Source organism: Sorangium sp. So ce448 (assembly GCF_051520915.1).
Taxonomy (GTDB): domain Bacteria; phylum Myxococcota_A; class Polyangia; order Polyangiales; family Polyangiaceae; genus Sorangium; species Sorangium cellulosum_B.
Map to the genome: position 1 here is coordinate 750,128 of NZ_CP150343.1, position 22,388 is coordinate 772,515.

Sequence of the window (22,388 nt, forward strand, 5' to 3'; positions counted from 1 at the left end):
GGCTCGCGCTGCGGCTCACGCCCTGGCGCGGCGGCCGCGCCGCCGGAGGGCGGCGCCGAGGAGCGCCGCCGCCCCGGCGAGGAACGCCCCCGAGCCGGCGACCGGGCCGCCCGCGAGCGCCCCGCCGACGCTGCACGCGCTGGCGTGGGCGCCGTGCGGAGCGTCCGCGCTGCCCTGCGCGGCCTCGGAGCACGCAGCGGCGCGCGCCGCGGTGTCGTCGCCGTCCGCAGCGCAGTCGCCGGCGGACGCGTCGTTTTCCGCGTCGGCGTCGCTTGCATCGCCGTCGTCGATGCCGCTGGCGTCCGCCTCGCCGTCGCTCGGGGCGGCATCGCCGTCGACGTTCCACCCCTCCTCCGCGGCGCTGCTGTCGCCGTCGTCGAGGTCCCGAGCGGTGTCCGCGGTTCTCATGGCGAGCGCCGCGAGGCCGGAGCCGGACTCGTAGGCTCCGATGTCGATCGCGCCAGCGACCGGCCGCTGCAGCGGTCCGCTGGTCGTGCGCACGCCCCTCCTGGGCGAGGACTGCGGCGCGGCGAGCGGCTTCGGGAACGGGTGCCCTGCCGGGCTCGGCGTCGCGCTGGAGCCGGCGTTGACGAGCGGGCTGTTCGACGCCGGGCGGAGGTCCAGCGAGCTGAGGTTGGTGAAGCCGGGGTCGGCGCCCTGCACCGTGCCTGTCCACGCCGCCGGGATGGCCGAGGAGCCGGTGGGAACCCAGTTGTTGGCGCCCGAGATCAACGCCGCTCCGGTCTTCCAGGTCGCGCTCCTGTCGACATAGACCTCCACGCCGCCGCCGCCGCGCCGGTAGAACACGTTGTTGCTCATCTCGACGCTCTCGATCCCGTCAAACACCCTGATCGCCGGCCGCGACCCGGGGGCGAGCAGGAAGGTGTTGTTGACGAACCGGAAGCGACCCCACGTCTGCCCCGTGCCGTCGCCCCCGACGCGCACGGCGAAGTGCTGGCCGGTCTTGACGATGACATTGCCGACGACGTCGGAGTCCTCGCGCGCGAGCCCCTCGTCCTGGCCGTCCGGCCCGATCAGCTCGAGCTCGTGGTATTTCGCGCCCTCGATCCAGTTGTAATAGATCTCGTTCCGCTCCGCGCGGCTCTTCACGCTGTTGCCGCCATTGCCGTCGTGCACATAGCAGTGCCGCATGCGGAACACCGAGCCGAGGCGCGTCTCCTCGTCGGTCGCGATGTAGATGGGGTGCCTGGTGTCGCCCGAGCCGCAGGCATAGACCTCGACGTACTCCAGCGTGAGGGAGCCCGACTCGGAGTCGGCGCCGAGGATCCCGTGCCCGGCGCAGTCGTGCACCACCGAGTCGCGGATCGTGATGTCGTGCGCTTTGTGGAACACGCAGCGGCCCGAGCCGCCGGTGATGTCGAAGCCTTCGAAGGTATAGTGATTGCCAGCGAAGATCACGGTGTTCGTCCCCCCCGATAGGACAGGGCGGCGGCCGTTCACGCGAACGCCGCGGATCGTGATCTTCTGCGCCTCGGTGCCCGACTTCTTGAAGAACAGATCCCCCGGATAGGTCGCGTCGCCCTCGACCAGAACCACATCCCCGGCAGCGAGGCGAGGGGCGACCTCCGCGAGGCTCGCATAAGGCTTGCCCCGCCCCACCTCGTACGTCGCTGCGCTCGCCGGCGAGGCGGCGAGCAGCACGGAGAGCCCGATGCCCGGCGCGACGAGAGAGAGTGTGACGAGGTGCCTTGTGTTGAGTTGCTGCATTGGCGTACTGTCGCGTGCTGTAGAGTCCGAGTGCAAGCTGCTTTTTAATGAAATGCATGATGGGTAATTCAGGCGACACCTGACGGCAGGAATTCCTGCCGCTATTTCCGTGTACCCAGCTGCTTTCGCCATTGCTTAGAATCCGTGCCGTCTGCCATTTCTCGATAAATTTTGGTAAATAAAAGCGAATCGGTGCGAACGCCGCGAAGAGCGTGAAGAGCAGGGCTACACGGGTGAAGCGCGGGAGGAGCGGGAGGAGCGCGAGGGGCTGGAGCAGCGCGATGGGCGAGGCGGGCGGTTCCCCTCGGCGCGCGCGTCGTTCCGTGCCATGGAGCCGACCATGTTCCCGGTTGTCCTCGCCTCCACGTCGCCCTTCCGGAGGGCGCTCCTCGATCGCCTCGGGCTCGCGTACGAGGCCGTCGCGCCGGCGTTCGAGGAGATCGCGCCCGAGGGGATGTCGCCCCTCGCGTGCGCCCGCCTCTTCGCGGAGGGGAAGGCGATGAGCCTGGCGCCCGCGCGGGGAGGCGCCCTGATCATCGGCGCCGATCAGGCGCTCGAGCTCGATGGGGAGCTCCTCCGCAAGCCGGCCTCGCTCGACGAGGCGGCAGACCAGCTCGGGCGGCTCGCGGGGCGCGTCCACGCGCTCCACACCGCCGTCGCGGTGCACGCGCCGCCGGGGGTGCCGCTCGCGGCCGGCGAGCCGCGGACGCTGGCCGAGATCGTCACGGTGGAGCTCCGCGTCCGCCCGCTCGGCCGCGCGCAGATCCGCCGCTATGTCGAGCTGGATCGGCCCATCGGCAGCGCGGGAGGATACCTCTTCGAGAAGCACGGACCGTGGCTGTTCGACGACGTGCGCCACGCCGACGAGGCGGCCATCGTGGGGCTGCCGCTCGTCCCGCTCTGCCGCCTCCTGCGCCGCTTCGGGGTCGATCGGCTTGACCCGCCCGCGCGCGCCTGAGCGCAGGCGTGCGCGCAGAACGTCGGAGAGAGCGCCGGCAGGCTCCCCGCAGGCCCGAGAAAGAGCCTGCATCCCGGGAGATACGGTAGGTTCCCGCCAAGACGCGCCATTGCGCGTCGCCGCGATCCGAGCGCCAAGAAGAAGCCCGAGGGAACCAGGAAGTTGCCGGCTGCCCCAGGCGCTTCGCTGTCCGACGGCGCAGGCGGGGGGCCGCGGCGCTGTGCGCGCCGGGGCTCCCAGGGAGGGGCGGCCGTGGCGCGCCCGTTGCTAATCGTGGTTCCAGGGTCGAGCCTGCCGCTGGGCCCTCGCGAATGAGCATCTTCTGCCGGGCGACGCCGACGGGGCGGGCCAGGCGCTCGACGAGGTGAGGCGATGATGGAACGCCCGCCCTTCAACGCGGCCGAGGCGCTCACGGCGGCGGATCTGACGCTGTCCTGGTCGGCCCTGCAGAACGAGGAGCGGGTGCAGGCCTATCGCCGCCTGCGGCGCGAGGACGCGGAGGATTTCTTCGAGGGTCTCCCCACGGCCGACCAGGCCGCGCTCCTCGCGGGCCTCACGAAGGGCGAACGCAGGCTGTGGCTCCGCCTGCTCGCGCCCGACGACGTGGCGGACCTCCTCCTCGAGGTGTCGCCGGCCGACCAGGCGGAGCTCCTCTCCTTGCTGGACGAGCCGACGCGGCGCGAGGTGATCGCGCTCCTCGCGTACGCCGAGGACGAGGCTGGCGGGCTCATGAGCCCATGGTTCGCGCGCGTGCGGCCGGAGGCGACGGTCGACCAGGCGATCAGCTACCTCAAGCGGCAGGCCAGGGATCACCTCGAGACCATCTACTACGGTTATGTGCTCGACGCCGAGCAGCGGCTGCGGGGCGTGGTGTCGCTCCGGCAGCTCATGATCGCCCCCGGCGACCAGCGCGTCAGCGACGTGATGAAGACCGACGTCGTGTCGGTCAACGAGGACGCCGATCAGGAGGCGGTGGCGCGGACCTTCGCGGAGCACGATCTCGTGGCGATACCCGTCGTCGACAGCGAGGGTCGGATGAAGGGGATCGTCACCGCGGACGACATCGTGGACGTCGTGGAAGAGGAGGCGACCGAGGACATCCAGAAGCTCGGCGGCATGCAGGCGCTCGACGCGCCCTACCTCCGGACCCCCCTCTCCGGGATGCTCGGCAAGCGCGCGGGCTGGCTGTCTGCCCTGTTCGTGGGCGAGCTCCTCACCGCCACGGCGATGGGGCACTACGAGAGCGAGATCGCCCGCGCCGTCGTGCTCGCCCTCTTCGTGCCGCTCATCATCTCGAGCGGGGGCAACTCCGGCTCTCAGGCGACGACGCTGGTCATCCGGGCGATGGCGCTCGGCGAGATCCGGCTCACCGACTTCTGGCGCGTCAGCCGCCGGGAGCTCGCGTCGGGCCTCGCGCTCGGCGGGATCCTCGGCGCCATCGGCTTCGCGCGCGTCATCGCCTGGGAGAAGCTCTTCGGGGCCTATGGCCCGCACTACGGGCTCCTCGCCCTGACCGTCGCGATCAGCCTGGTCGGCGTCGTGACCTGGGGCACGCTGGCGGGGGCGCTCCTGCCGTTCGTGCTCCGGGCGCTCCGCTTCGACCCGGCGAGCGCCTCGGCCCCGTTCGTCGCGACCCTCGTGGACGTCTCCGGCCTCGTGATCTACTTCAGCGTGGCCGAGCTCCTGCTCCGCGGGGTGCTGCTGTGAAGCGGGCGAGCGCCCCCCGCGCACTTCCCTGGGGCTTCCCCGAAGCGCGCGGCCGGGGAGAGCCCGGGCGGCGGGGGCCTAGGGGCTGACGCGCGACGCGAGGTAGCGCGCCACATACGCGCCGAGCACGCGCGCGTCCTCGCGCCAGCGGCCGCCCGGCTTCAGCTTGTCCGCGTCCGCGGAGCTCAGGTTCGTGTTCGGGATGGGCGACGCCGTGCGGCTCGAGAACTGGACCTCATCGAGCACCCGGCCGTCCGGCGTCGTGAGCCGGAGCGTCAGCCGGATCTGGCTCGGGGCCGAGGAGACGACCGCGTAGAAGCCTGGATTCATGTAGCCGACATAGGGCTTGATCACGAACGGCGCCGACGTGTGGCCGTCGGACGGCGCGACCTCGATGCCCTCCTCCTGGGCGGCGGCGACCAGGGCCTTCGTGAACTCCTCGTTGATGGTCTCCTTGTCCTCCACGAAGCGCTGGTGATCGTCGGCGTCCTTGCCGGCGAGGTACTGGTCCTCGCGCTGGTCGAGGATGAAGAGGCCCACGTAGTCGATGGGCATCAGGGCGAAATACCGCTGGCCGACGAACGTGTCGGGGCTCGCCTGGGTCACGACGCGCCAGCGCGGCCCGCACCCGGCGAGGGCCGCGAAGCCGAGCAGCGCGGCCGCGATGAAGCTGCGACGGTGCATGAGGGTCTCCTTCAGAGGGCCCGCCTTGTAGGCCATGTCCGAGCGAGCTGGCAAGGGCGGCGCAGCGCGCCGCGCCCGGGCGGGCCGGTCCGGCGGGCCGCGCCCAGGCGGGCCGGTCCGGCCCGCCGCGATCACGCGGCGGCGGCCCGTGCGCCCCCTCCGACCCGGACGGGGCAGGCGGCCGCGCATTCGATCCCAACGATGGCGCGCGCGCGGGCTCGCCCCGCGCACGCGCGCTGTGCAATGGGCGGACATGACCCGAGCTGGCCTGTCGAATGCATGTTGGATTCGACGGTTGCAATGGCTACCTCGTACGAGGGTGCCTTTCTATCGACGTTGGAGGTAAACCCATGATCCCGAATTTCATGGCCGGTCTCTTCAGCATTTTTCCCATCTTGGTGCTCCCGTTGCTCGGCGTCGATCCGCCGGAGGACGCGGGTGGCAGCGGCTCGCAGGTGGGCGAAGGCTCCGAGCTGGAGATCCCAGGCTTGCCCGGGGAGGGCGCCTCGCGGTTCGTCTATTCGATCTCCTGCATCGAGGGCAGCACCGGAAAGAAGACCTTCCTGACGGAGGACGACTTCTGCAGCGCCCTGCGCGACGAGCAGGTCTGCTCCGAGAGCGCGGCCATCTTCGCGCTCTTCCACGGCTGTCCCTGAGCGCCCGCGCGGCGGCGGTACAAACCCTTGACATTCGAGGGGGGCCTTGCTCTTCCTAGCGAGCGCGGACCGCCCCGCGCGGCCCTCCCCCCACAAGGTCGCGCGCCTCGGAGGCTCAGATCGTGACGAACCTCTATCTCATCCGGCATGGAGAAGCGCTGGTCAACGTGAACCATATCGTGGGCGGGATGCGCGGGGACACCGGGCTGACGCAGCTCGGCGTCCTCCAGGCGGAGCGCCTGCGCGATCGCCTGGCCGCGACGCGCGAGATCCCCGCCGACGTGCTGATCGCCAGCACCTATCGCCGGGCGCAGCAGACGGCCGAGATCGTCGCTCCCGCCCTGGGGCTGCCCGTCACGCTCGACGACGAGGTCCAGGAGCTCCGCCCCGGCGAGGCGGACGGGATGCCGGTCGGCGAGGCGATGGTGCGCTACGCGATCGATTTCGAGCGCGAGCCGTACCGGCCGGCGAGCCCCGGTGGAGAGAGCTGGGCTCAGTTCATGCTGCGGGTCTCCGTCGCCCTCGATCGCGTGACGCGCGAGCACGAGGGGCGGACGATCGTCGTCGTCACCCACGGCGGCTTCATCGACGTCGCGTTCCTCCACTTCTTCAGGATGAACGCGCTCGCCTTCCCGAGCGCGCACTTCGCCACCCGTCACACCTCGCTCACCCACTGGCAGCGAAGGCGGCGCTGGGGTCGGGCCGAGGCCTGGCACCTCATCTATTACAACGACAGCGCGCACCTGCGCGACGTCGAGCGGACCGTGCGCATCCCCTGGGCGGAGCTCTCCACGCTGGCGCCGAGGCTCGTGGATGATCCGTCTGGGCCGCCGTCCTCCGAGAGCGGCGAGGGGCGCTAGCGCGCGCGGCCAGGCAGCCTGGCAGACAGGCGGCCGCCCGCCCGCGGTCTCTCCCGGCCCTCGCGCTTGCGCCTCCGCCTCGGGGCGAGCTACATGACCCGTATGATGGGTCCCGTTCACGCAACCTTCCTCATCGCCGCTCCCGACCAGCCCGGTCTCGTCGCGCGACTCGCGGGGTTCTTCTACGACATCGGCCTGAACATCATCGACGCGAGCAATCACACCGATGCGTTCATGGACGAGGGCCCGCGCTTCTTCATGCGTCTCGTCGTCGATCTGTCCGGCCTCGCCTCGCCGGCCGCCGTCGCCGCCCTGGGCGGCTCGGCCACCCGCGGCGCGATCGAGGCCGCCTTTCGCGAGCTCGCCGCGTCGCTCTCGGCGCGATGGTCGGTGGAATACAGCGATCACGTCCCGAAGATGGCCATCCTCGTCACCAGGGATCCTGCGTGCCTCTACGATCTGGTGCTCCGGCAGCGCGCGGGCGAGCTTCGCTGCGAGATCCCGCTCGTGATCTCCAACCACCCCACGCTCGAGGCGGTGGCCGAGAGCTTTCGAATCCCTTTCTTCTGCATCCCGATCACCCCGGAGACCAAGCGCGAGCAGGAGCGCCAGGTGCTTCACCTGCTGAAGAGGCACCATGTCGATCTCGTCGTGCTGGCGCGGTACATGCAAATCCTCTCCGAGCAGATGCTCGATGAGGCGCCGCCCGTCATCAACATCCACCACGGCTTCCTGCCCGCGTTCCAGGGCGCGAAGCCTTACCACCAGGCGCACGCGCGCGGCGTGAAGCTCATCGGCGCGACGGCGCATTACGCGACGCGGGACCTGGATCAGGGGCCGATCATCGAGCAGGACGTGGCGCGCGTGAATCACCAGATGGGCCCCGAGGAGATGACCCGGATGGGGCGTGACGTGGAGCGGCTCGTCCTCTCTCGCGCCGTCCGGGCGCACCTGGAGCGGCGGGTCATCGTAGAAGGCCGCCGCACCGTCGTTTTTTGAGCGGCGGTCACCCGCTTCGGATACGGGCCCACCTCGGCGTTTTCGGTGCTCAGCGCACCGGAGTGCGCTTCCGCGCCGAAAACGCCGATCTGGGCCCGTCTCCTGTGCGGGTGACCGCCGCTCTGCTGTCGCTCTGCTGCCGGTGTGCTCTGGATGGTGCTGAGGGGGCGGAGACCGCTGTGGATCTCCAGACAATGCCCCGACCGACCCGGGCCGTGGGGCAGTCGGGGCAATCTGGGCGATCGAGCGCGGGGGAGGCGCGCGCGGCCGGGCGCGCTCCCCTGGGAGCCCGATCAGCGCGCGCGAGGCGTTACGGCCGCTGCTGGCCGGGCGCGGTGATCTGGCCTTGCTGGCCGGGGGCGAGCTGCCCGAGGACGGGCGACTGGCCATAAGCACCCGACTGGGAGATGGCGGCCTGGCCGAGGCCGGCCTGCTGGCCAGCATAGCCCTGCATACCCTGGCTGGATTGCTGGCCGGCATATCCGCCGAACCCGGCCTTGGACGGCATCTGAGCCTGTCCAGGGAACATCCCGGCCTGGCTCGGCACGAGCGCGCCCTTTCCAGGGAACATCTCACCCTTGCTCGGTCCGAACACGCCCTTGCTCGGTCCGAGCGCGCCCTTGCTGGGGAACATCCCGGCCTGGCTCGGCACGAGCGCGCCCTTGCTGGGGAGCATCTGGCCCTTGCTCGGCACGAGCACACCCTTGCTGGGGAACATCTGGCCCTTGCTGGGTCCGAGCGCGCCCTTGCCGGGGAACATCTGGCCCTTGCTCGGGCCCATCTGGGCCTGTCCGGGCGCGAGCTGCGCGGCGCCCATCCCGATGAATCCGCCTCTCTCCTCCTCCAACGCCTGGTCGACGGCCCCGATCTCGTCGTCACCGAGATCGGTTTGATCGAAGTCCGCGTCGTCCGTATTCACCGCACAACCGGCGGCCAGAGCAGCCAAAAGAAATGCAGGCACCAGCATCTTGCTATGCATCGACATGATCGCTTCCCCCCGATGTCCGCGAGGGCCCACCAGGCCCAGACATCTCGGCTCACCGCAGAGCAGAGTGTGTGCCCGGCGGAGCTGTGCAGACGTTTCCGCTCCCGGCGTGCTTGACGTCCGCGAGGGCGTCAATGCAGCGCGCTCGGGCGATCGGCGCCCCGCAGCGGAGCCCGCGCGATCCGGGCTGAGCGGATCGTCGAGGAGCGCTCGCTGCGCTTTTCTCCGGCGAAAGGACGTGTCGGGTCCAGCCAGGGCGCACCAGCGGCCCGGCGCGCCCGGTGAAGCCCTGACGGCAGGGCGCGCTGCGCTGGTGGCCCCTCCCTGCTCAGGACGCTCCGGGGTGCGGCGGGCGTGGCGCGCTGGCGCGCTGGACGGCCCGCCGGAGCTTGGTTTGTCCGCCCCGGTCGCAGTCCGTCAGCGAGGCGCCGCGCGCCCGGGGCGCACCACCGCCCAATCGCGGGGGGCGCGGCCCGTGCGGGACGGGCGGCTCACGCGTCGGGCTTCTTCCCGAACAGCCACTTCTTCGCCTCGTCGTCGATGGGCTGGCTCGGGTTCCGCAGCTCATTTCCGACCGCGAGCCCGCGCTCGACGGCGGGCCTCGCGCGCACCGCATCGAGCCACCGCTTGAAGTTCGGGAGCTCCTCGGCCGACACCCCGTACCGATCGTGCGCCATCGCCCAGGGATAGCTCGCCATGTCGGCAATCGAGTACTCGCCCGCCAGGAAAGGCCGGTCCGCGAGCCGCTTGTCCATCACGCCATAGAGCCGGCGTACCTCCTTGGTATAGCGCTCGATCGCATACGGGATCTTCTCCGGCGCATAGTGATTGAAGTGGCCCGCCTGGCCGCTCATGGGGCCGAGACCACCCATCTGCCACATGAGCCACTGGGTCACCTCGTGACGACCACGGACGTCCGCGGGGATGAACTGGCCCGTCTTCTCCGCGAGGTAGAGCAGGATCGCGCCCGACTCGAACACGGAGATCGGCGCCCCGCCGCCCGGAGGGTCGTGATCGACGATGGCGGGCATCCGGTTGTTGGGGCTGATCGCGAGGAAATCCGGCTTGAACTGCTCGCCCCGCCCGATGTTGACCGGGATGAGCTTGTACGGGAGGCCCGTCTCCTCGAGCATTATGCTGATCTTCCAGCCGTTCGGGGTGGGCCAGTAATAGAGATCGATCATCTTGCGCTCCGTGTCCGTGGGCCGTCGCCGATCGCGACGGCGTGCTGTCTCAGGCGATGGATCGTGTCTGCCGGGCGCCGCTCCGCGCTGGCGCCGCCCGGCCCGTCGGACAATCGGTGGCACGTCGCCCCGTGGGGAGCAACCGGCGTTTGGGCGCGTCGCCTCACCGCGGCGAGCCCGCCGGTTCGCGCGCGGGCCTCGCCCCGTCGACGAGCGCGCGCAGCGCCGCGATGTGCCCGGGCCCCGTCCCGCAGCACCCGCCCACGATCGTGGCGCCCGCCTCGAGCCAGCGGCGCGCGAGCTCCGCATAACGCGCGGCCGCCGAGCCGCGCTGGTCGACGCCAGTACCCCAGCCGAGCCCCTCGGCCTCCGCGCCCGCGTTCGCGTAGGCGCCGAACGGGACGCCGCACGCCGCGAGCCGCTCGATGTGCGCGAGCGTGCGAGTCGCAGGGGTGCAGTTGACGAGCACGGCCCTCGCGCCGCGGGAGGCCGCCTCCCGCGCGGCGAGCCCGATGTCCTCGGGCGAGAGCAGATCCGACCCCGGACCCGCCGTGAACGAAACCCATGCATCGACGCCCGTGGCGACCGCCTCCTCCAGCGCCACGAGCGCCTCGCCGACGTGCGGGAACGTCTCGCAGAGGAGGAGGTCGACGCCCGCACTCGCGAGCGCCTGCGCGAGCTCGCGGTGCTCCTGCCGCGCGTCGGCCGGGCTCAGGTCGGGCCGGTAGCAATCCTCGATCGGCGCGATGCTGCCGGCGACCCGGTGCGGTGGGCCCTCGCCGCGCACGGCCTCGCGCGCCAGCGAGACCGCGCGCGCGGTCAGCTCGGCCCAGGCGGCGCCCGCCTGCCTCCGCCTGGTGCGGAACGTGTTCGCCGTGTGCACCGTCGCGCCCGCGCGCGCATAATCCCGATGGATCGCGCGGATCACGTCGCGGCCGCGCGCATCGAGCAGGGCCGCGGCGCTCCAGAGCGGCGCCGGCGTCTCGACCCCGCGCGCGGCGAGCTCGGTCCCGAGCGGGCCGTCGAGGACCACGATGGCAGCCTCGGCGGACACAGCAGCTGAACCGAACGGCGATCTGGCCACGTCCTCCATGTAGGCTCCGGTATGTCCGCGGCCGGCTTCCACGGCAACCCCTGAGTCGGGTCATGGCCCGTCTGCGGCTCGGGGTAAGCGAGGCCCCGCACGGTGCACCGTCCCGACCACTGTGCGGTAGAAAGAACGATGGAATTGTCTTTCGCGCCGGGAAATTACTTGCCAGGTATGGGGTGCCTGCGGCACCGTTGAAATGAATTCATCTTCCCCTCATTCCACTCGACTCGCCGGAGTCGTGGCGTCCGACAAGCAAGCGATCGTTTGCAGGACCGACGCAGGACCGACATGGGGGAGCTCCCGCTGGCCCGCGCGAGGCCAGGCGAGCGCCATCAGTGAGCCCATAAGAAAGGAACGCCATCATGATTCGACAGTCCATCCGTTCTTCCAAATCGCTCGCTCTCAGTGTTGCGCTCGGCGTCATCGCAGCGGCCGGTTTCACCGGATGCAGCGCGTCGGAGGAGGCGCCCGTCGATGACGCGGTGGCGCACGAGCGGATCACCCAGGCGGAGGTCTCGAAGGCCCTCGAGACGAGCGAGTTCCTGAGCCTCGACATGAGCCGAGACACGGTCTACGCCCTCGATTACTCGGGGGGGGCCATCGACTACGCCCGCATCAAGCTCTCCACCGGCAACGGCAAGGAGATCTTGCTCTCCGAGCAGATGGCCGCCGTCGAGCAGGCGGACCACGGCGACTACCCGGCGCCCGTCCTGACCGGGGCGTCGGACGAGCGGTTCAGCATCTCCTCGAACGAGGCCGCCTTCGGGAAGCTGTCGGAGAGCGAGCTCGACCAGCTGAGGATCGACGGGTTCTTCTACACCGAGGAGCCCCCGTCGGGCCCCGGGGCGAAGCCGCAGAGCACCGACCCCGACTGCATCCACGCCTACTGCGAGGACTGTATCGACAACGTGACCGGCGGACGCCCCGAGACATGGCTGCCGGGCACCTACACCTGCTACCTCATCGAGCACGTGTGGTGCTGAGACGCGCCTGACGGACTCGTTCCCCCCTCGCTCGCAGGGCCTCGTTGATGCGTTCGCTCTCGGTTTGGTGCGTTGCGCTGCTCGCCCTCGGGGGCACAGCGTGCGGAAAAGACGGGCCCGTGCTCCCGAGCGGCCTTCCCCGGCCGCTCGCGGGGATCTACGTGGACTTCGGCGCGGCGCCGGAGGAGGACCGCTTCCGCGCGCTGATGGGGTTCCCGACCCGGGATGTCCCGGGGCTCGAGAGCGCGATCGAGGACATGTACGATCCCGGGAAGCCGGACACGTTCCGGAAGTACATGTCCGTCGAGACCTGGATGGAGCGCCACGCCCCGTCCGAGAGCGACGTCGCGGCCGTCGAAGACTGGCTCGTCCAGCAGGGGATGGAGATCCGGCGGCGGTCCAAGAACCGGCTGCTGCTCGAGTTCGCGGGCACGGTCGAGCAGTTCAATACAGCGTTTGACACCGAGCTCCGCGACTTCGAGCGCGAGAACCCCGCGGCCGGCGGCAGGCCGCTCCGGACGTTCGGCGCGCTCGATCCGCTCAGGCCGCCGCAGCGGATCATCGACCTCGCGTCGGGCGTCATCTCGGTCGAGATCCCCGCGGACACCGAGCCGCTTCCTGGCGAGGGGGGCTCGATCGAGGAGGAGCCGCCGCCGGAGCTGGAGCAGGGGTACACGCCCGCGCAGATCGCGCGGGCCTATGGGGTCGAAGGGCTCCACACCGGAGGCCACAGCGGGCAGGGCGTGAAGCTCGGCGTCGTTGTCGGGGCGACGTTCAAGACCCTGGATCTCCAGTCGTTCTGGCGGTCGTTCGGCGTCTCGCGCGATAACCCCGAGAGAGTGGTCACCGCGGATCCGATCTCCACGCGTTATATCGAGACCACGCTGGACATGCAGTGGTCGGGCGTGATGGCGCCCATGGCGGAGCTCATCGCGTACCAGGGGCCGGACGCGCGCACCCACTCCATCCTCTATGCGTGGAACGAGGCGATCGCTGCCGGCGAGGTGTCGGTGCTCTCGACGTCGTTCGCGCACCGCGAGGAGACGGAGGCGCAGGCGATCCGCGAGCAATACAACGAGGCGGCGCGCATGGGCGCGGCGCTCGGGATGACGATCGTCGTCGCGAGCGGCGACTCGAGCAGGCCCGACGTGCCGTCGTCGAGCCCGTATGTGACGTGCGTCGGCGGGACGGTGCTCGAGCTCAGCGGCGGCGGCGACGTCGTGCGCGAGGTGGCGTGGAGCGGCTCGGGGTCGGGCCGATCGCGCGCGTTCGATACGCCGTGGTGGCAGGAGAGCGTCGTGACGGACGCGCAGGGCACGCGCGCGGTCTCCGACGTCGCGCTGGGCGCGTCGTCGGACTTCCCGTACTGGCTCTACTTCCTGGGCGAGTGGGATCAGCGCGGCGGCACCTCGTTTGCGGCGCCTGTGTTCGCCGGGCTGATGGCGTCGGTGAACAGCCACCGGATCGCGCAGGGCAAGCCCGTCGCCGGGTGGCTGAACCGGGCGCTCTACACCGATGCGGGTGTGCAGGCCGCGTTCCGCGACATCACCGAGGGCAAGACCGCCGAGGGGTTCAGCGCGGGGCCCGGCTGGGACTATCCGACCGGCTGGGGCGCTCCTCTCGCGGACAAGCTCGCGGAGGCGCTCCCGTAGGAAAGCGTCATCCTCCGGGTCGGATGGCGTTCCCTGTCACGTTCCTCTTCCTCTCGCTCGTGTCGCTGCCGCTCCTTGCGGCGGCGGCGCTTGGCTGTGACCGCTCAGGCCGCTCCGCCGGTCCGGCGCCCGCGCCGCCCAGCGTCGCACCCGCCCCGGCGCGGGAAGAGGCAGCGCAGGCCGCGGACGGCGGCGCGACGCCGGCGGCCACCGCCGGGGACGCGGCGGCCGCAGCTGCGGAGGCTGCGCCGCTCCGCGCGGACGCGCCGTTCGTCGAGCTCCCTGTCGAGGGGTTTCCGAGCGCCGTGGTGTCGGTGCCGATCGGCGCCACCGCGCGGCGTCCCGTGCTCATCGCGTCGCACGGCAACTACGATCGGCCCGAGTGGCAGTGCCAGGTGTGGCGCGACATCGTGGGAGACGGCGTCTTCGTCCTGTGTCCGAGGGGCGTCGCGCGCCCCGATTCGCCGTCGGCGAGCGACGTCCGCTTCACGTACGAGAGCAACGCCCGCCTGGAGCAGGAGATCGACGCGGGGCTCGCGGCGCTGCGGGCGCGCTTTCCCGAGCACGTGGATCCCGGCGCGGTGCTCTACACGGGCTTCTCGCTGGGCGCGATCATGGGCTCTGCGATCGCCGCGCGCCGGGCGGCGCTCTTCCCGCGCCTCGTGCTGGTCGAGGGCGGACACGACAAGTGGACCCCGGCGACGGCCAAGGCGTTCGCGGACGGCGGCGGGCAGCGGGTCCTCTTCGTCTGCGCGCAGGCCGGGTGCGGCGGCGCCGCTGCGGCGGCGGCGGCGCGCCTCGACAAGGCAGGGGTGCTGACTCGCGTGGCGCGCAGCAAGGAGGCGGGCCACCGGTACGACGGGCCTGTCGCCGAGGAGACCCGAAGGGTGCTCGATTGGCTGATCGAGGGCGACCCGCGCTGGTGAACTCGAGCGCCGCTCGGCGACGCGAGAGGTGGGGGAGCGCGCGCGATGAACTGCCGTGTCTGCTCGGCGGGTCGAGACGTCGCGCCGCGCGGGCGGTCTGGTCGGCGGGCGGCCGCTGAGCTAGACGAGGCCCGTTGCTCGTCATGGCTTGCTCTTTCCCGGATGCGCGCGCGCGCCGCGGCGGTGGTCTGGATCGGCTGCGGCGCGCGTCGGCGCTCGCTGCGTCGGCGCTCGTGGCGGCCTGCGGCCCGGGCGAGGAGCCGCCGGGGCGCTCGGCCGCCGCGCAGCCGGCGGCCCCGGAGCCGGCGCTCGCCGCCGCGGGCGTCGTGGAGCCGCTGGACGGCGGCGCGGATGTCGAGGCCGAACCCGCGGCGTCCAGAGAGGCGCTGCGGCCCGGGCGCGGCGACAAGCTCGCGAGCATCGCCATGCGCACGTTCGTGTACGCCGCGCCCGAGCGCGGCGCGCTCAAGCTCGGTTACCTCCGGGCCGGCGCGCTCGTCGAGCGCGCCGCGGCGCCGTCGGGCGACGCGGGGTGCGCCGGCGGGTGGTACGCCATCCATCCCCGCGGCTTCGTGTGCGTCGGGAAGGGCGCCTCGCTCGACCTGGACCACGAGATCGTCGCCGCGACGCCGGCCGGCCCGCGCCGGGGCGAGCCGTATCCGTACCGTTACGTCGTGTCGCGGAAGCCGCCGCCGCACCTCTATGTCCACCTGCCCAGCGAGGCCGAGCAGCGGCGCGTCGAGGGGCGCTCGCGCGCCCAGGGCACGCCGGAGTGGTCCCGCCGCGACGAGGCGCTCCTGGGCGAGCCGGAGCCGCTCACGCCCTTCTTCGCGAGCCGCCGCGACCTGCCCAAGCCGGTAGGCGCTGCCGAGAAGGTCCGCTTCCCCGCGCACCGCGGGCGCGCGCGGGCCGACTCGGCCTTCGGCTTGATCTCCACGTTCGCGTGGACCGGGCGGCGCTTCGGCCTGACGACCGAGCTCGACCTCATCCCGATCGATCGCACCTCGGCCGTCGCCCCGACCGCGATGCGCGGCGTGGAGGTGAAGAGCGAGGGGACCCCCGCGTTCGTCATGCACCACGGGGTGCGCACGCTGAAGCCGGACGCGTCGGGCGAGCTCAGGCCGGACGGCTGGGCGGCGCACCGCTCCGGCTGGGTGCTCACCGGCAAGACGGCCGCCGCCGGCGCCTATGCGGAGACCGACGCGGGCGTGTGGATCCCCGCGTCCGCGCTGCGGGTCGCGCGGCTGGGCCGCGACTTCTGGGGGCACGCGGCGCGCGGAAGGAAGTGGATCGACATCTCCATCGAGCTCCAGACGCTTGTCGCCTACGAGGGCGAGCGCCCCGTCTTCGCGACCCTCGTCTCGACGGGCAGGGGCGAGCTCGGCGATCCCGCGACCACCAGCGCCACCGTGCAGGGCACGTTCTTCATCCGCGAGAAGCACGTCACGGCGACGATGGACGGCGACGAGCTCAGCGAGTCGTCCGTCGACCTGCGGGACGTGCCCTATGTCCAGTACTTCCACAACAGCTATGCGCTGCACGGCGTCTACTGGCACGACGCGTTCGGCAAGGTGCGGAGCAGCGGCTGCGTGAACCTCGCGCCTGCCGACGCGGCGTGGCTGTTCGCGTGGACCGATCCCCCCGTCCCCGAGGGCTGGCACGCCGCGTTCAACGACAAGGGCGGGACGCTCGTGTACATCCACGCCTGACCGCGCGCGGTCAGGAGCGGCGACGTGTAATACCGCCGGGCCGTGCGCGTCGGCCATGCATGCAACCCGGGACGACGCTGTTCGCGATCCAACTTCCTGCGCTGAGCTCTGGAGCGATCGAGCTCAAATGCGGCATGAAGCCGCCGCGGGGCGGGGTCGCCCTCGGGCCCCGCACGTGATCGCACTCGCCACGCTGGAGCGGCTTCCATGAAATCACCTCACCTCGCCGGCCCGAACGCCCTGCTGATGCTCGTCGCTGCGCTCGCCGGCTGCGCGCCGCGCAGCCTTCCCGCGAGCTTCCCCGCATCGTCTGCTGCCTCACCGCAGGCCGCGGAAGCTCCCTCGCCGCGGATCGGCGTCGCCCTCTCGGAGGAGCCTCCGCTGCCCGGCGAGCCCGCCGCGGGCTGGGTCGGGCTCGAGCCGGCGGGGGCCGCGGGCGCCGGCGCCGACCCTCACCAGCACCACCACCACCATCATCACGGCCCGGCGCCGGCGAGGCCGCCGGAGGGCGGCCCGGCGGCTGCCACGCCCGAGGAGCCTGTCCATGCGCACTGAACGTCGGCGAGCCCGCGCGCGCGCCTCGCGCCTCCTGCCGCTCGTGGCGGGCCTCGCGCTCTCCTCGGCGGCCGCGGCCGGCTGCGCCGCCCCGTCGTCGACCGCCGACATGGCGCGGATCCGCGAGCTCTCCCGCCTCGATCTCCCGCCGAGCGCGGCGTCGGAGGAGGTCGATCCGGCGCCGGCCGACGGCGCGCGCGCCCTCGGCCAGGCGCCGCGGCAGCCGCTCACCGCGGACGCCGCGGTGCGGATCGCGCTGCTCAACAACCGCGAGCTGCGCGCCGTGCTGAAGGAGGTCGGCGTCGCGCGGGGCAACCTCGAGCAGGCGGGCAAGCTCCCGAACCCGGAGATCGCGATCGGGGTCACGCCGCTGCAGGAGGGGGTCGAGCACGCGCACCTCGAGCTCGAGGTCGAGATCGACCTCACGTCGGCGCTCCTCTCGCCGCTCCACGCGGGGGCGGCGCGCTCGGAGCACGAGGCCGCGCGCTACCGCGCCGCGGGCGCGGTCGTCGATCTCGGCTACCAGGTGCGCGCCGCGTTCTACGCCGCGCAGGCGGCGGAGCAGCGCCTCGGCATCGCGAACCGCGCGCTCGACGCGTTCGCCGCGGCCCGCGACGCCGCCCGCGCGCTCTTCGAGGCGGGCAACGTCCCGGAGCTCGACGTGGCGACGCAGGAGGCGGGTTACGAGGAGGCCCGCGTCACGGCCGCGCAGATGGAGCTGGAGCTCCTCTCGCAGCGGGAGCGGCTCACCCGGCTGCTCGGCCTCTCCGGCGCGGCGACCTCCTGGACGATCGCCGGCGCGGTCCCCGCGGCGCCCGAGGCGCTCGCGACGCCGCCGCGCGCGGAGTCGCTGGCCTTGCGGGCGAGCCTCGAGCTCGCGGAGCTGCGCAGCCGGCTCGAGGCGGCGGCGGGGCGCGCCGGGGCCTTGCGCGCCGAGGGCTGGGTGCCGGACGTGGCGATCGGCGTGCACGGCGAGCGGGAGCTCGGCGCGAGCGGCGAGGCGCACGAGCACCCGTGGGTCCTCGGCGCCGGGGTCCGCCTCTCGCTCCCGATCTTCGATCGGCGGCAGGGCGCCGAGGCCGCGCAGGCGGCGGAGTTCGACGGCCTGCTCGAGCGCTACCACGGCCGCGCCGTCGACGTCCGCTCGGCGGTCCGCGAGGCGCAGAGCCGGCTCTCGTTCGCGCACGCGCGCGCGCGGCACTACGCGCGCGTGATCCTCCCGGCGCGCAAGCGGGTGCTGGAGCAGACGTTGCTCCAGTACAACGCGATGCAGGTCGGGGTCTTCCAGCTGCTCTCGGCGCGCCGGGAGCAGCTCGACGCCGAGCTCGCGGCGGTCGAGGCGCTGCGCGAGCACTGGACGGCGAAGGCTGCGTTCGACGCGCTCCTGGCAGGGCGCCGCGTCGAGGCCGCGGGGGCCGGAGCTCCCGCGGCGATGCCGAGGGCCTCGGCCACCGGCGAAGGAGGGCATTGACATGGACCGACGTGCTTTCATCCACGCGGGCGGTCTCGCCGCCGGCGCCGCCATCCTCACGCAAGGGCTCGCCCATGCGCAGCAGCGCCCTGGCGCGCCGCCCGCCGGGGGCGCCGCGACGTCCCCGCCTCGCCGGACCGCGGCGCCCGGGGGGCAGCCCGCCGTGGTGACGCCGAACGGCAGCACGCTCCCGCTGCGCGTGGTGGACGGCGTGAAGGTCGGCCACCTCGTCGCCGGCCCCCTCGAGCACGAGATCGCCCCCGGCCTGAAGAGCGAGGTGTGGGGCTACAACGGGAGCACGCCCGGCCCGACCATCGAGGCGGTCGAGGGCGATCGCCTGCGCATCTACGTGACGAACTCCCTGCCGGAGGCCACCACGGTCCACTGGCACGGCCTCGTGCTGCCGAACGGCATGGATGGAGTCGCCGGGCTCACCCAGCGCCCGATCGAGCCCGGCGAGACGTATGTTTACGAGTTCGTCGTGCGGTATCCGGGGACGTACATGTACCACTCGCATTTCGACGAGATGACCCAGATCGCGCTGGGCGCGGTGGGGATGTTCGTCGTGCACCCGAGGAGGCCGAGGGGGCCGCGCGTGGACCGGGATTTCGTGCTGATGACGCACGAGTGGAAGATCAACGCGGGGGCGCGCCGGCCCGACCCGAACGCGATGAGCGACTTCAATGTCCTCACGTTCAATGGCAAGGCGTTCCCCGCGACGGCGCCGCTCGTCGTCGGCCGCGGCGAGCGCGTGCGCGTGCGCCTCGGGAACCTCGGCCCGATGGATCACCACCCGATCCACCTGCACGGCCTGTCGTTCCAGGTCACGGCGACGGACGGCGGGTTTGTCCCCGAGTCGGCCCAGTACCCGGAGACGACGGTCCTGGTCCCGGTCGGCAGCACGCGGGTCATCGAGTTCGTCCCCGAGGAGCCGGGCGACTGGGCGATGCATTGCCACATGACGCATCACACGATGATGCAGATGGGCCATGGCCTGCCGAACATGGTCGGCGCCGAGACCCGCGCGCTCGATCGGCGGATGAGCCGCGTGATGCCCGGCTACATGACGATGGGGACCACGGGGATGGGCGGCATGGGCGAGATGCCGATGCCGATCCCCGCGAACAGCCTGCCGATGCGCGGCGGGGCCGGGCCGTTCTCGTACATCGACATGGGGGGAATGTTCACCGTCCTCAAGGTCCGCGACGATCCGGACAAGGCGGACCCGGCCGGGTGGTATGTGCACCCGGCCGGCACCGTGGCCGGGCCGGCGAGCGCCGACCGGATGCGGGCGGACGGGATTGACCCCGCTTCTGGAGGGAAGCCGGGCGGGTGATCTCTCGACGTGAGCGAAGGCTCGCGGTCGTCATCTCGTCCGCGCGTCGACTCGAGGAGGCCGGGGGCTCGGGTCGATCGCGGCGGCGCGGGTCGGCCGTCTCGATGGACACACGGGGCGCGGCCCCGCGACCACAGGTCAGCCAAAATCTTCAGCGATTTCAATGAGCCAGAAGCGGTCCACGCCTTGCCATATCCGGTGGCGAGGCCGGGACGCCCCGGATCGCGGAGGAGTGCTTCGATGGCAATGAAGATGGCTCGACGGATGACGTTTCTGGCGCTTTGCACGGTCTCGCTCGCCGGCTGCGGCGAGCGTCACGACGCGCGGCCTCCGGCGCCGGCCGCCGCCGCGAGCCCCGCGGCGACGCAGTGCCCCGAGCCTGCAGCCGCCACGGCGGCGGCGCCCGCAGGCCTGCCGGCCGCGACGGTGACGGCGCCCGCGCCGGACGCGAACGTCGTGGCGGACAAGGGGAGCAAGGGGAGCCGTGAGGCCAAGGAGAAGGGGAGGGGGGCGGCGGAGCTGAAGGTGAAGCGGCTGGTGATCGCGGAGGGGGTGAAGGACCGCGAGCCTGTGGCGCCGGGGACGACGTTCCACGCGCCGGAGACTCCGCGGCTCTATGCGTACCTGGAGGTCGAGAACCGGAGCGACGTGGAGGGCGAGGTGACGGTGGCGTTCGTCCCGCCGGGCGGCGGGGAGCCGGTCGGGAACGTGACGCTCGGGGTCGGGCCGTCGCCGCGGTGGCGGACGTGGGCGTTCACGCGCGGGGCGCGGAAGGCGGGGGAGTGGACGGCGGTCGTGCGGTCGGAGACGGGCGAGGAGCTCGCGCGCGCGCCGTTCGAGGTGACGTTGTAGCGTCAGGACACGTCCTGCGGCGCTTCTGCCGTTGCATCCTGTTCGAAGACGTCCAGGTACACCCGGTCGACGTCGAGCGCGCCGCCGAGGGACGACAGATCTGCGTGCTCGCCGGGGCCGTGGATCCGGAGCAGCCAGCTCCCGTCTGGCTGCCGCGTGAACACCTCGATTCGCGGCGCCTTCTGCGACGCGAGCACATACTCCTCGAGCGACTGTAGCGTCCTGTACTGGGCGAACTTGTCCCCGCGATCATAGGCCTCGCTGGAGTCGGAGAGCACCTCGACGATGACGCGTGGGTTCAGGAGCGTGTCGCGCTGCTCGTCTTCGAACTCGGGACGCGCGCAAACGACGGCGCCGTCCGGGTACACATAGCGGCGCGTGGCGGCGATCTTGATGCGCATGTCGGAGGTGAGCACCCGGCACCCCCGACCGCGGAGCGCGTTGCGCAGCTCACCGAGGATGTTCGCGGCGATCGCGCTGTGCTCCAGCGTGCCGCCCGCCATGGCGAAGAGCTCACCGTCCGCGTATTCGTGGCGAAGCGGCGACGAACGCTCGAAGTCCAGGTACTCCTGCGGCGAAAGGCCGGTGCGGACCGCGGCTTGTGCCATGTCCCGCAGTTTCACCCGGGAGATGGAACGCGTCCACCGGTCGAGAGCTTCACGCGCGAAAGGGGGGGACCCTTCCTGCGGCGTCAAGCGGGCACGAGCTCGACGAGCGTGATCTCCGGTGGACAGTTGATGCGGACCGGCAGCCAGCCCCCGGCGCCGGCGTTGACGTGGAGGTGGCGGCCCCGGTGCTCGTAGTGACCGTTGTGGTAGAGCCCGGCGGGCAACATCGGCGTGAGCGCGTAATCGCCGATTCGACCGAGCGAGATCTGCCCGCCATGCGTGTGGCCGGACAGCATCAGATCGAACGGCAGCTCGCGCGCGGTTCGGAACGTGCCCGGGTGGTGGCTGAGGAGGACGCGCGGCGCGCCGTCGTCCCGCATCTGGCCGAGCGCTCGATCGAGCCCGTCGCGCGTCGGGCGCCGGGCGGGCTCTCCTGGGCGCGCGAGGCTCGGGTAGTCGATGGCGCCCATCCACAGGCGATCGCCGCCCACGCGGACCTCCCGCGCCTCGTCGACGAGCACCTGGGCGCCCGCTTCCTCGAGGCCCTTCACGATCGTCGCCACGCTGGCCGACCGGGCGGCGATGTACTCGTGGTTGCCCATGCAGAAGAAGAGCTGCCCCCGGGCGGGGCGCAGGCCCCGGAGCAGCCGCGCGGACAGCTCGAGCTGCGAGACGTGGTGATCGAGCAGATCGCCGGTGACGACGTGGATGTCCGCGCGGATCGCGTTCATGGCGTCGCGGAGCTCGTCGAGCCGCTCCGCGTCCATGAAGCTGCCGACGTGCACGTCGCTGAGCTGCGCGATGGTGACGCCGTGCAGGCTCGTCAGCTCGCGGCGCACCGGCAGCGCGAGCCTCATGACGACCGGACGCTGTCGCGACGCGAGCACGCCGCCCATCGACACCGCGACCGCCGCCGCGGGCAGCGCCCATGTCGCGCCGACGACGAGGCGGCGACGGCGCTCGTCGACGGCCTCCGGCCGGGCCTCGACCTCCGCAGGCACGCGGAGGTCCTGAGCGGCTGGATCGGCCTGAGCGTCCGAGCTGACCTGCGTGTTCTTGCTCGTGACGGTCTGGGTATCGAGTGTAGCCGGGGCGTTCGGGGTTGGCCGGAGCCGGCGGAGCGCCCTGTGGGCCGCGCTCGCGAGCGTCACGAGCCCGAGGAGCAATCCGTAGAAGAGCAGGCTCACCTGCGCGCCCATGGCGATCAGCGCCAGCGGCTCCGGCGCGTGGCGCTGGAGCGCGCGCAGCCCCGAGAAGCTCGCCGCGGCCATGAGCAGCGCCGGGAGCGCGGTCAGCAGCAGGCCCGCAGCGCAGAGGCCGCTGATCAGCGCCCCATGCCGAGGGAACGCCGCGCGCAGCCGCCGCCAGAGGATCAGGCCGAGGAGGCCGTTGACGAGCGTGACGACGAGTCCGCCGAGCTGGTACACGCCACGGAAAGTAGCATC

20 protein-coding genes are annotated in these 22,388 nt (G+C 72.0%); 13 read left to right on the plus strand and 7 right to left on the minus strand.

Going from position 1 to position 22,388, the window contains the following annotated elements:
* Window positions 1-15: 15 nt before the first annotated feature.
* Complete coding sequence (locus WMF45_RS02800; protein ID WP_437715419.1) at window positions 16-1,728, minus strand: right-handed parallel beta-helix repeat-containing protein; 1,713 nt, start codon at window positions 1,726-1,728, stop codon at window positions 16-18.
* Between the two features lie 340 nt (window positions 1,729-2,068).
* On the opposite strand from WMF45_RS02800, the gene WMF45_RS02805 reads away from it, so the two are divergent.
* Both WMF45_RS02805 and mgtE read left to right on the plus strand, forming a co-directional pair.
* Entirely contained in the window at window positions 2,069-2,686 is a 618-nt protein-coding gene (locus WMF45_RS02805) for a Maf family protein (protein WP_437715420.1), read from the plus strand.
* A 372-nt stretch (window positions 2,687-3,058) separates the two neighbouring features.
* Complete coding sequence (mgtE, locus tag WMF45_RS02810; RefSeq protein WP_437715421.1) at window positions 3,059-4,393, plus strand: magnesium transporter; 1,335 nt, start codon at window positions 3,059-3,061, stop codon at window positions 4,391-4,393.
* Between the two features lie 78 nt (window positions 4,394-4,471).
* Here mgtE and WMF45_RS02815 read toward each other — a convergent pair whose 3' ends face one another.
* Entirely contained in the window at window positions 4,472-5,077 is a 606-nt protein-coding gene (locus WMF45_RS02815; protein WP_437715422.1) for a hypothetical protein, read from the minus strand.
* Between the two features lie 350 nt (window positions 5,078-5,427).
* Between WMF45_RS02815 and WMF45_RS02820 the strand changes: the two genes are divergently transcribed.
* The 3 genes from WMF45_RS02820 (at window position 5,428) to purU (ending at window position 7,592) form a co-directional block, all read left to right on the plus strand.
* Window positions 5,428-5,733, plus strand: coding sequence for a hypothetical protein (locus WMF45_RS02820; RefSeq protein ID WP_437715423.1), 306 nt, complete (start codon window positions 5,428-5,430; stop codon window positions 5,731-5,733).
* Between the two features lie 122 nt (window positions 5,734-5,855).
* Window positions 5,856-6,593 (plus strand): histidine phosphatase family protein, encoded by a 738-nt coding sequence (locus WMF45_RS02825; protein WP_012233128.1) that lies wholly within the window; start codon window positions 5,856-5,858, stop codon window positions 6,591-6,593.
* 105 nt (window positions 6,594-6,698) lie between these two features.
* The gene (gene purU, locus WMF45_RS02830; protein ID WP_437719484.1) at window positions 6,699-7,592 is read left to right on the plus strand and encodes a formyltetrahydrofolate deformylase; all 894 of its coding nucleotides are present in this window, start codon (window positions 6,699-6,701) and stop codon (window positions 7,590-7,592) included.
* A 310-nt stretch (window positions 7,593-7,902) separates the two neighbouring features.
* Here purU and WMF45_RS02835 read toward each other — a convergent pair whose 3' ends face one another.
* From WMF45_RS02835 to WMF45_RS02845, 3 genes are all read right to left on the minus strand, one after another.
* Window positions 7,903-8,577, minus strand: coding sequence for a hypothetical protein (locus WMF45_RS02835; RefSeq protein ID WP_437715424.1), 675 nt, complete (start codon window positions 8,575-8,577; stop codon window positions 7,903-7,905).
* Window positions 8,578-9,068: 491 nt separating this feature from the next.
* Complete coding sequence (locus WMF45_RS02840; protein ID WP_437715425.1) at window positions 9,069-9,761, minus strand: glutathione S-transferase N-terminal domain-containing protein; 693 nt, start codon at window positions 9,759-9,761, stop codon at window positions 9,069-9,071.
* Between the two features lie 163 nt (window positions 9,762-9,924).
* The gene (locus WMF45_RS02845; RefSeq protein WP_437715426.1) at window positions 9,925-10,854 is read right to left on the minus strand and encodes a homocysteine S-methyltransferase family protein; all 930 of its coding nucleotides are present in this window, start codon (window positions 10,852-10,854) and stop codon (window positions 9,925-9,927) included.
* 359 nt (window positions 10,855-11,213) lie between these two features.
* On the opposite strand from WMF45_RS02845, the gene WMF45_RS02850 reads away from it, so the two are divergent.
* The 8 genes from WMF45_RS02850 (at window position 11,214) to WMF45_RS02885 (ending at window position 20,335) form a co-directional block, all read left to right on the plus strand.
* The gene (locus tag WMF45_RS02850) at window positions 11,214-11,834 is read left to right on the plus strand and encodes a hypothetical protein (RefSeq protein WP_437715427.1); all 621 of its coding nucleotides are present in this window, start codon (window positions 11,214-11,216) and stop codon (window positions 11,832-11,834) included.
* Window positions 11,835-11,953: 119 nt separating this feature from the next.
* Window positions 11,954-13,486, plus strand: a complete 1,533-nt coding sequence (locus tag WMF45_RS02855) for a S53 family peptidase (protein ID WP_437715428.1) — start codon at window positions 11,954-11,956, stop codon at window positions 13,484-13,486.
* 23 nt (window positions 13,487-13,509) lie between these two features.
* Window positions 13,510-14,412: a hypothetical protein gene (locus WMF45_RS02860; RefSeq protein WP_437715429.1), complete on the plus strand. Its 903-nt coding sequence runs from the start codon at window positions 13,510-13,512 to the stop codon at window positions 14,410-14,412.
* 143 nt (window positions 14,413-14,555) lie between these two features.
* Entirely contained in the window at window positions 14,556-16,121 is a 1,566-nt protein-coding gene (locus tag WMF45_RS02865) for a L,D-transpeptidase (RefSeq protein WP_437715430.1), read from the plus strand.
* A gap of 207 nt (window positions 16,122-16,328) precedes the next feature.
* Window positions 16,329-16,676: a hypothetical protein gene (locus WMF45_RS02870; protein ID WP_437715431.1), complete on the plus strand. Its 348-nt coding sequence runs from the start codon at window positions 16,329-16,331 to the stop codon at window positions 16,674-16,676.
* Window positions 16,666-18,147: a TolC family protein gene (locus WMF45_RS02875; protein ID WP_437715432.1), complete on the plus strand. Its 1,482-nt coding sequence runs from the start codon at window positions 16,666-16,668 to the stop codon at window positions 18,145-18,147. The genes WMF45_RS02870 and WMF45_RS02875 overlap by 11 nt, the downstream gene beginning before the upstream one ends.
* A 1-nt stretch (window position 18,148) precedes the next feature.
* The gene (locus WMF45_RS02880; RefSeq protein ID WP_437715433.1) at window positions 18,149-19,483 is read left to right on the plus strand and encodes a multicopper oxidase family protein; all 1,335 of its coding nucleotides are present in this window, start codon (window positions 18,149-18,151) and stop codon (window positions 19,481-19,483) included.
* Window positions 19,484-19,723: 240 nt separating this feature from the next.
* Complete coding sequence (locus WMF45_RS02885; RefSeq protein WP_437715434.1) at window positions 19,724-20,335, plus strand: DUF2914 domain-containing protein; 612 nt, start codon at window positions 19,724-19,726, stop codon at window positions 20,333-20,335.
* 2 nt (window positions 20,336-20,337) lie between these two features.
* On the opposite strand, the gene WMF45_RS02890 is transcribed toward WMF45_RS02885, so the two are convergent.
* A complete protein-coding gene (locus WMF45_RS02890; RefSeq protein WP_437715435.1) occupies window positions 20,338-20,943 on the minus strand; it encodes a Uma2 family endonuclease in 606 nt (201 codons plus the stop codon).
* Window positions 20,944-21,026: 83 nt separating this feature from the next.
* Entirely contained in the window at window positions 21,027-22,370 is a 1,344-nt protein-coding gene (locus tag WMF45_RS02895; RefSeq protein ID WP_437715436.1) for a metallophosphoesterase, read from the minus strand.
* Between the last annotated feature and the right edge of the window lie 18 nt (window positions 22,371-22,388).

Excerpts from the sequence above, each read along its gene's own strand:
- WMF45_RS02820 (WP_437715423.1), top strand. The coding sequence starts at position 5,428 with ATGATCCCGAATTTCATGGCCGGTCTCTTCAGCATTTTTCCCATCTTG.
- WMF45_RS02875 (WP_437715432.1), top strand. The coding sequence starts at position 16,666 with ATGCGCACTGAACGTCGGCGAGCCCGCGCGCGCGCCTCGCGCCTCCTG.
- WMF45_RS02805 (WP_437715420.1), top strand. The coding sequence starts at position 2,069 with ATGTTCCCGGTTGTCCTCGCCTCCACGTCGCCCTTCCGGAGGGCGCTC.
- WMF45_RS02845 (WP_437715426.1), bottom strand. The coding sequence starts at position 10,854 with ATGGAGGACGTGGCCAGATCGCCGTTCGGTTCAGCTGCTGTGTCCGCC.
- WMF45_RS02800 (WP_437715419.1), bottom strand. The coding sequence starts at position 1,728 with ATGCAGCAACTCAACACAAGGCACCTCGTCACACTCTCTCTCGTCGCG.
- WMF45_RS02890 (WP_437715435.1), bottom strand. The coding sequence starts at position 20,943 with ATGGCACAAGCCGCGGTCCGCACCGGCCTTTCGCCGCAGGAGTACCTG.
- WMF45_RS02885 (WP_437715434.1), top strand. The coding sequence starts at position 19,724 with ATGGCAATGAAGATGGCTCGACGGATGACGTTTCTGGCGCTTTGCACG.
- WMF45_RS02880 (WP_437715433.1), top strand. The coding sequence starts at position 18,149 with ATGGACCGACGTGCTTTCATCCACGCGGGCGGTCTCGCCGCCGGCGCC.
- WMF45_RS02815 (WP_437715422.1), bottom strand. The coding sequence starts at position 5,077 with ATGCACCGTCGCAGCTTCATCGCGGCCGCGCTGCTCGGCTTCGCGGCC.
- WMF45_RS02860 (WP_437715429.1), top strand. The coding sequence starts at position 13,510 with ATGGCGTTCCCTGTCACGTTCCTCTTCCTCTCGCTCGTGTCGCTGCCG.
- WMF45_RS02865 (WP_437715430.1), top strand. The coding sequence starts at position 14,556 with ATGGCTTGCTCTTTCCCGGATGCGCGCGCGCGCCGCGGCGGTGGTCTG.
- mgtE (WP_437715421.1), top strand. The coding sequence starts at position 3,059 with ATGATGGAACGCCCGCCCTTCAACGCGGCCGAGGCGCTCACGGCGGCG.
- purU (WP_437719484.1), top strand. The coding sequence starts at position 6,699 with ATGGGTCCCGTTCACGCAACCTTCCTCATCGCCGCTCCCGACCAGCCC.
- WMF45_RS02840 (WP_437715425.1), bottom strand. The coding sequence starts at position 9,761 with ATGATCGATCTCTATTACTGGCCCACCCCGAACGGCTGGAAGATCAGC.
- WMF45_RS02850 (WP_437715427.1), top strand. The coding sequence starts at position 11,214 with ATGATTCGACAGTCCATCCGTTCTTCCAAATCGCTCGCTCTCAGTGTT.
- WMF45_RS02870 (WP_437715431.1), top strand. The coding sequence starts at position 16,329 with ATGAAATCACCTCACCTCGCCGGCCCGAACGCCCTGCTGATGCTCGTC.
- WMF45_RS02835 (WP_437715424.1), bottom strand. The coding sequence starts at position 8,577 with ATGTCGATGCATAGCAAGATGCTGGTGCCTGCATTTCTTTTGGCTGCT.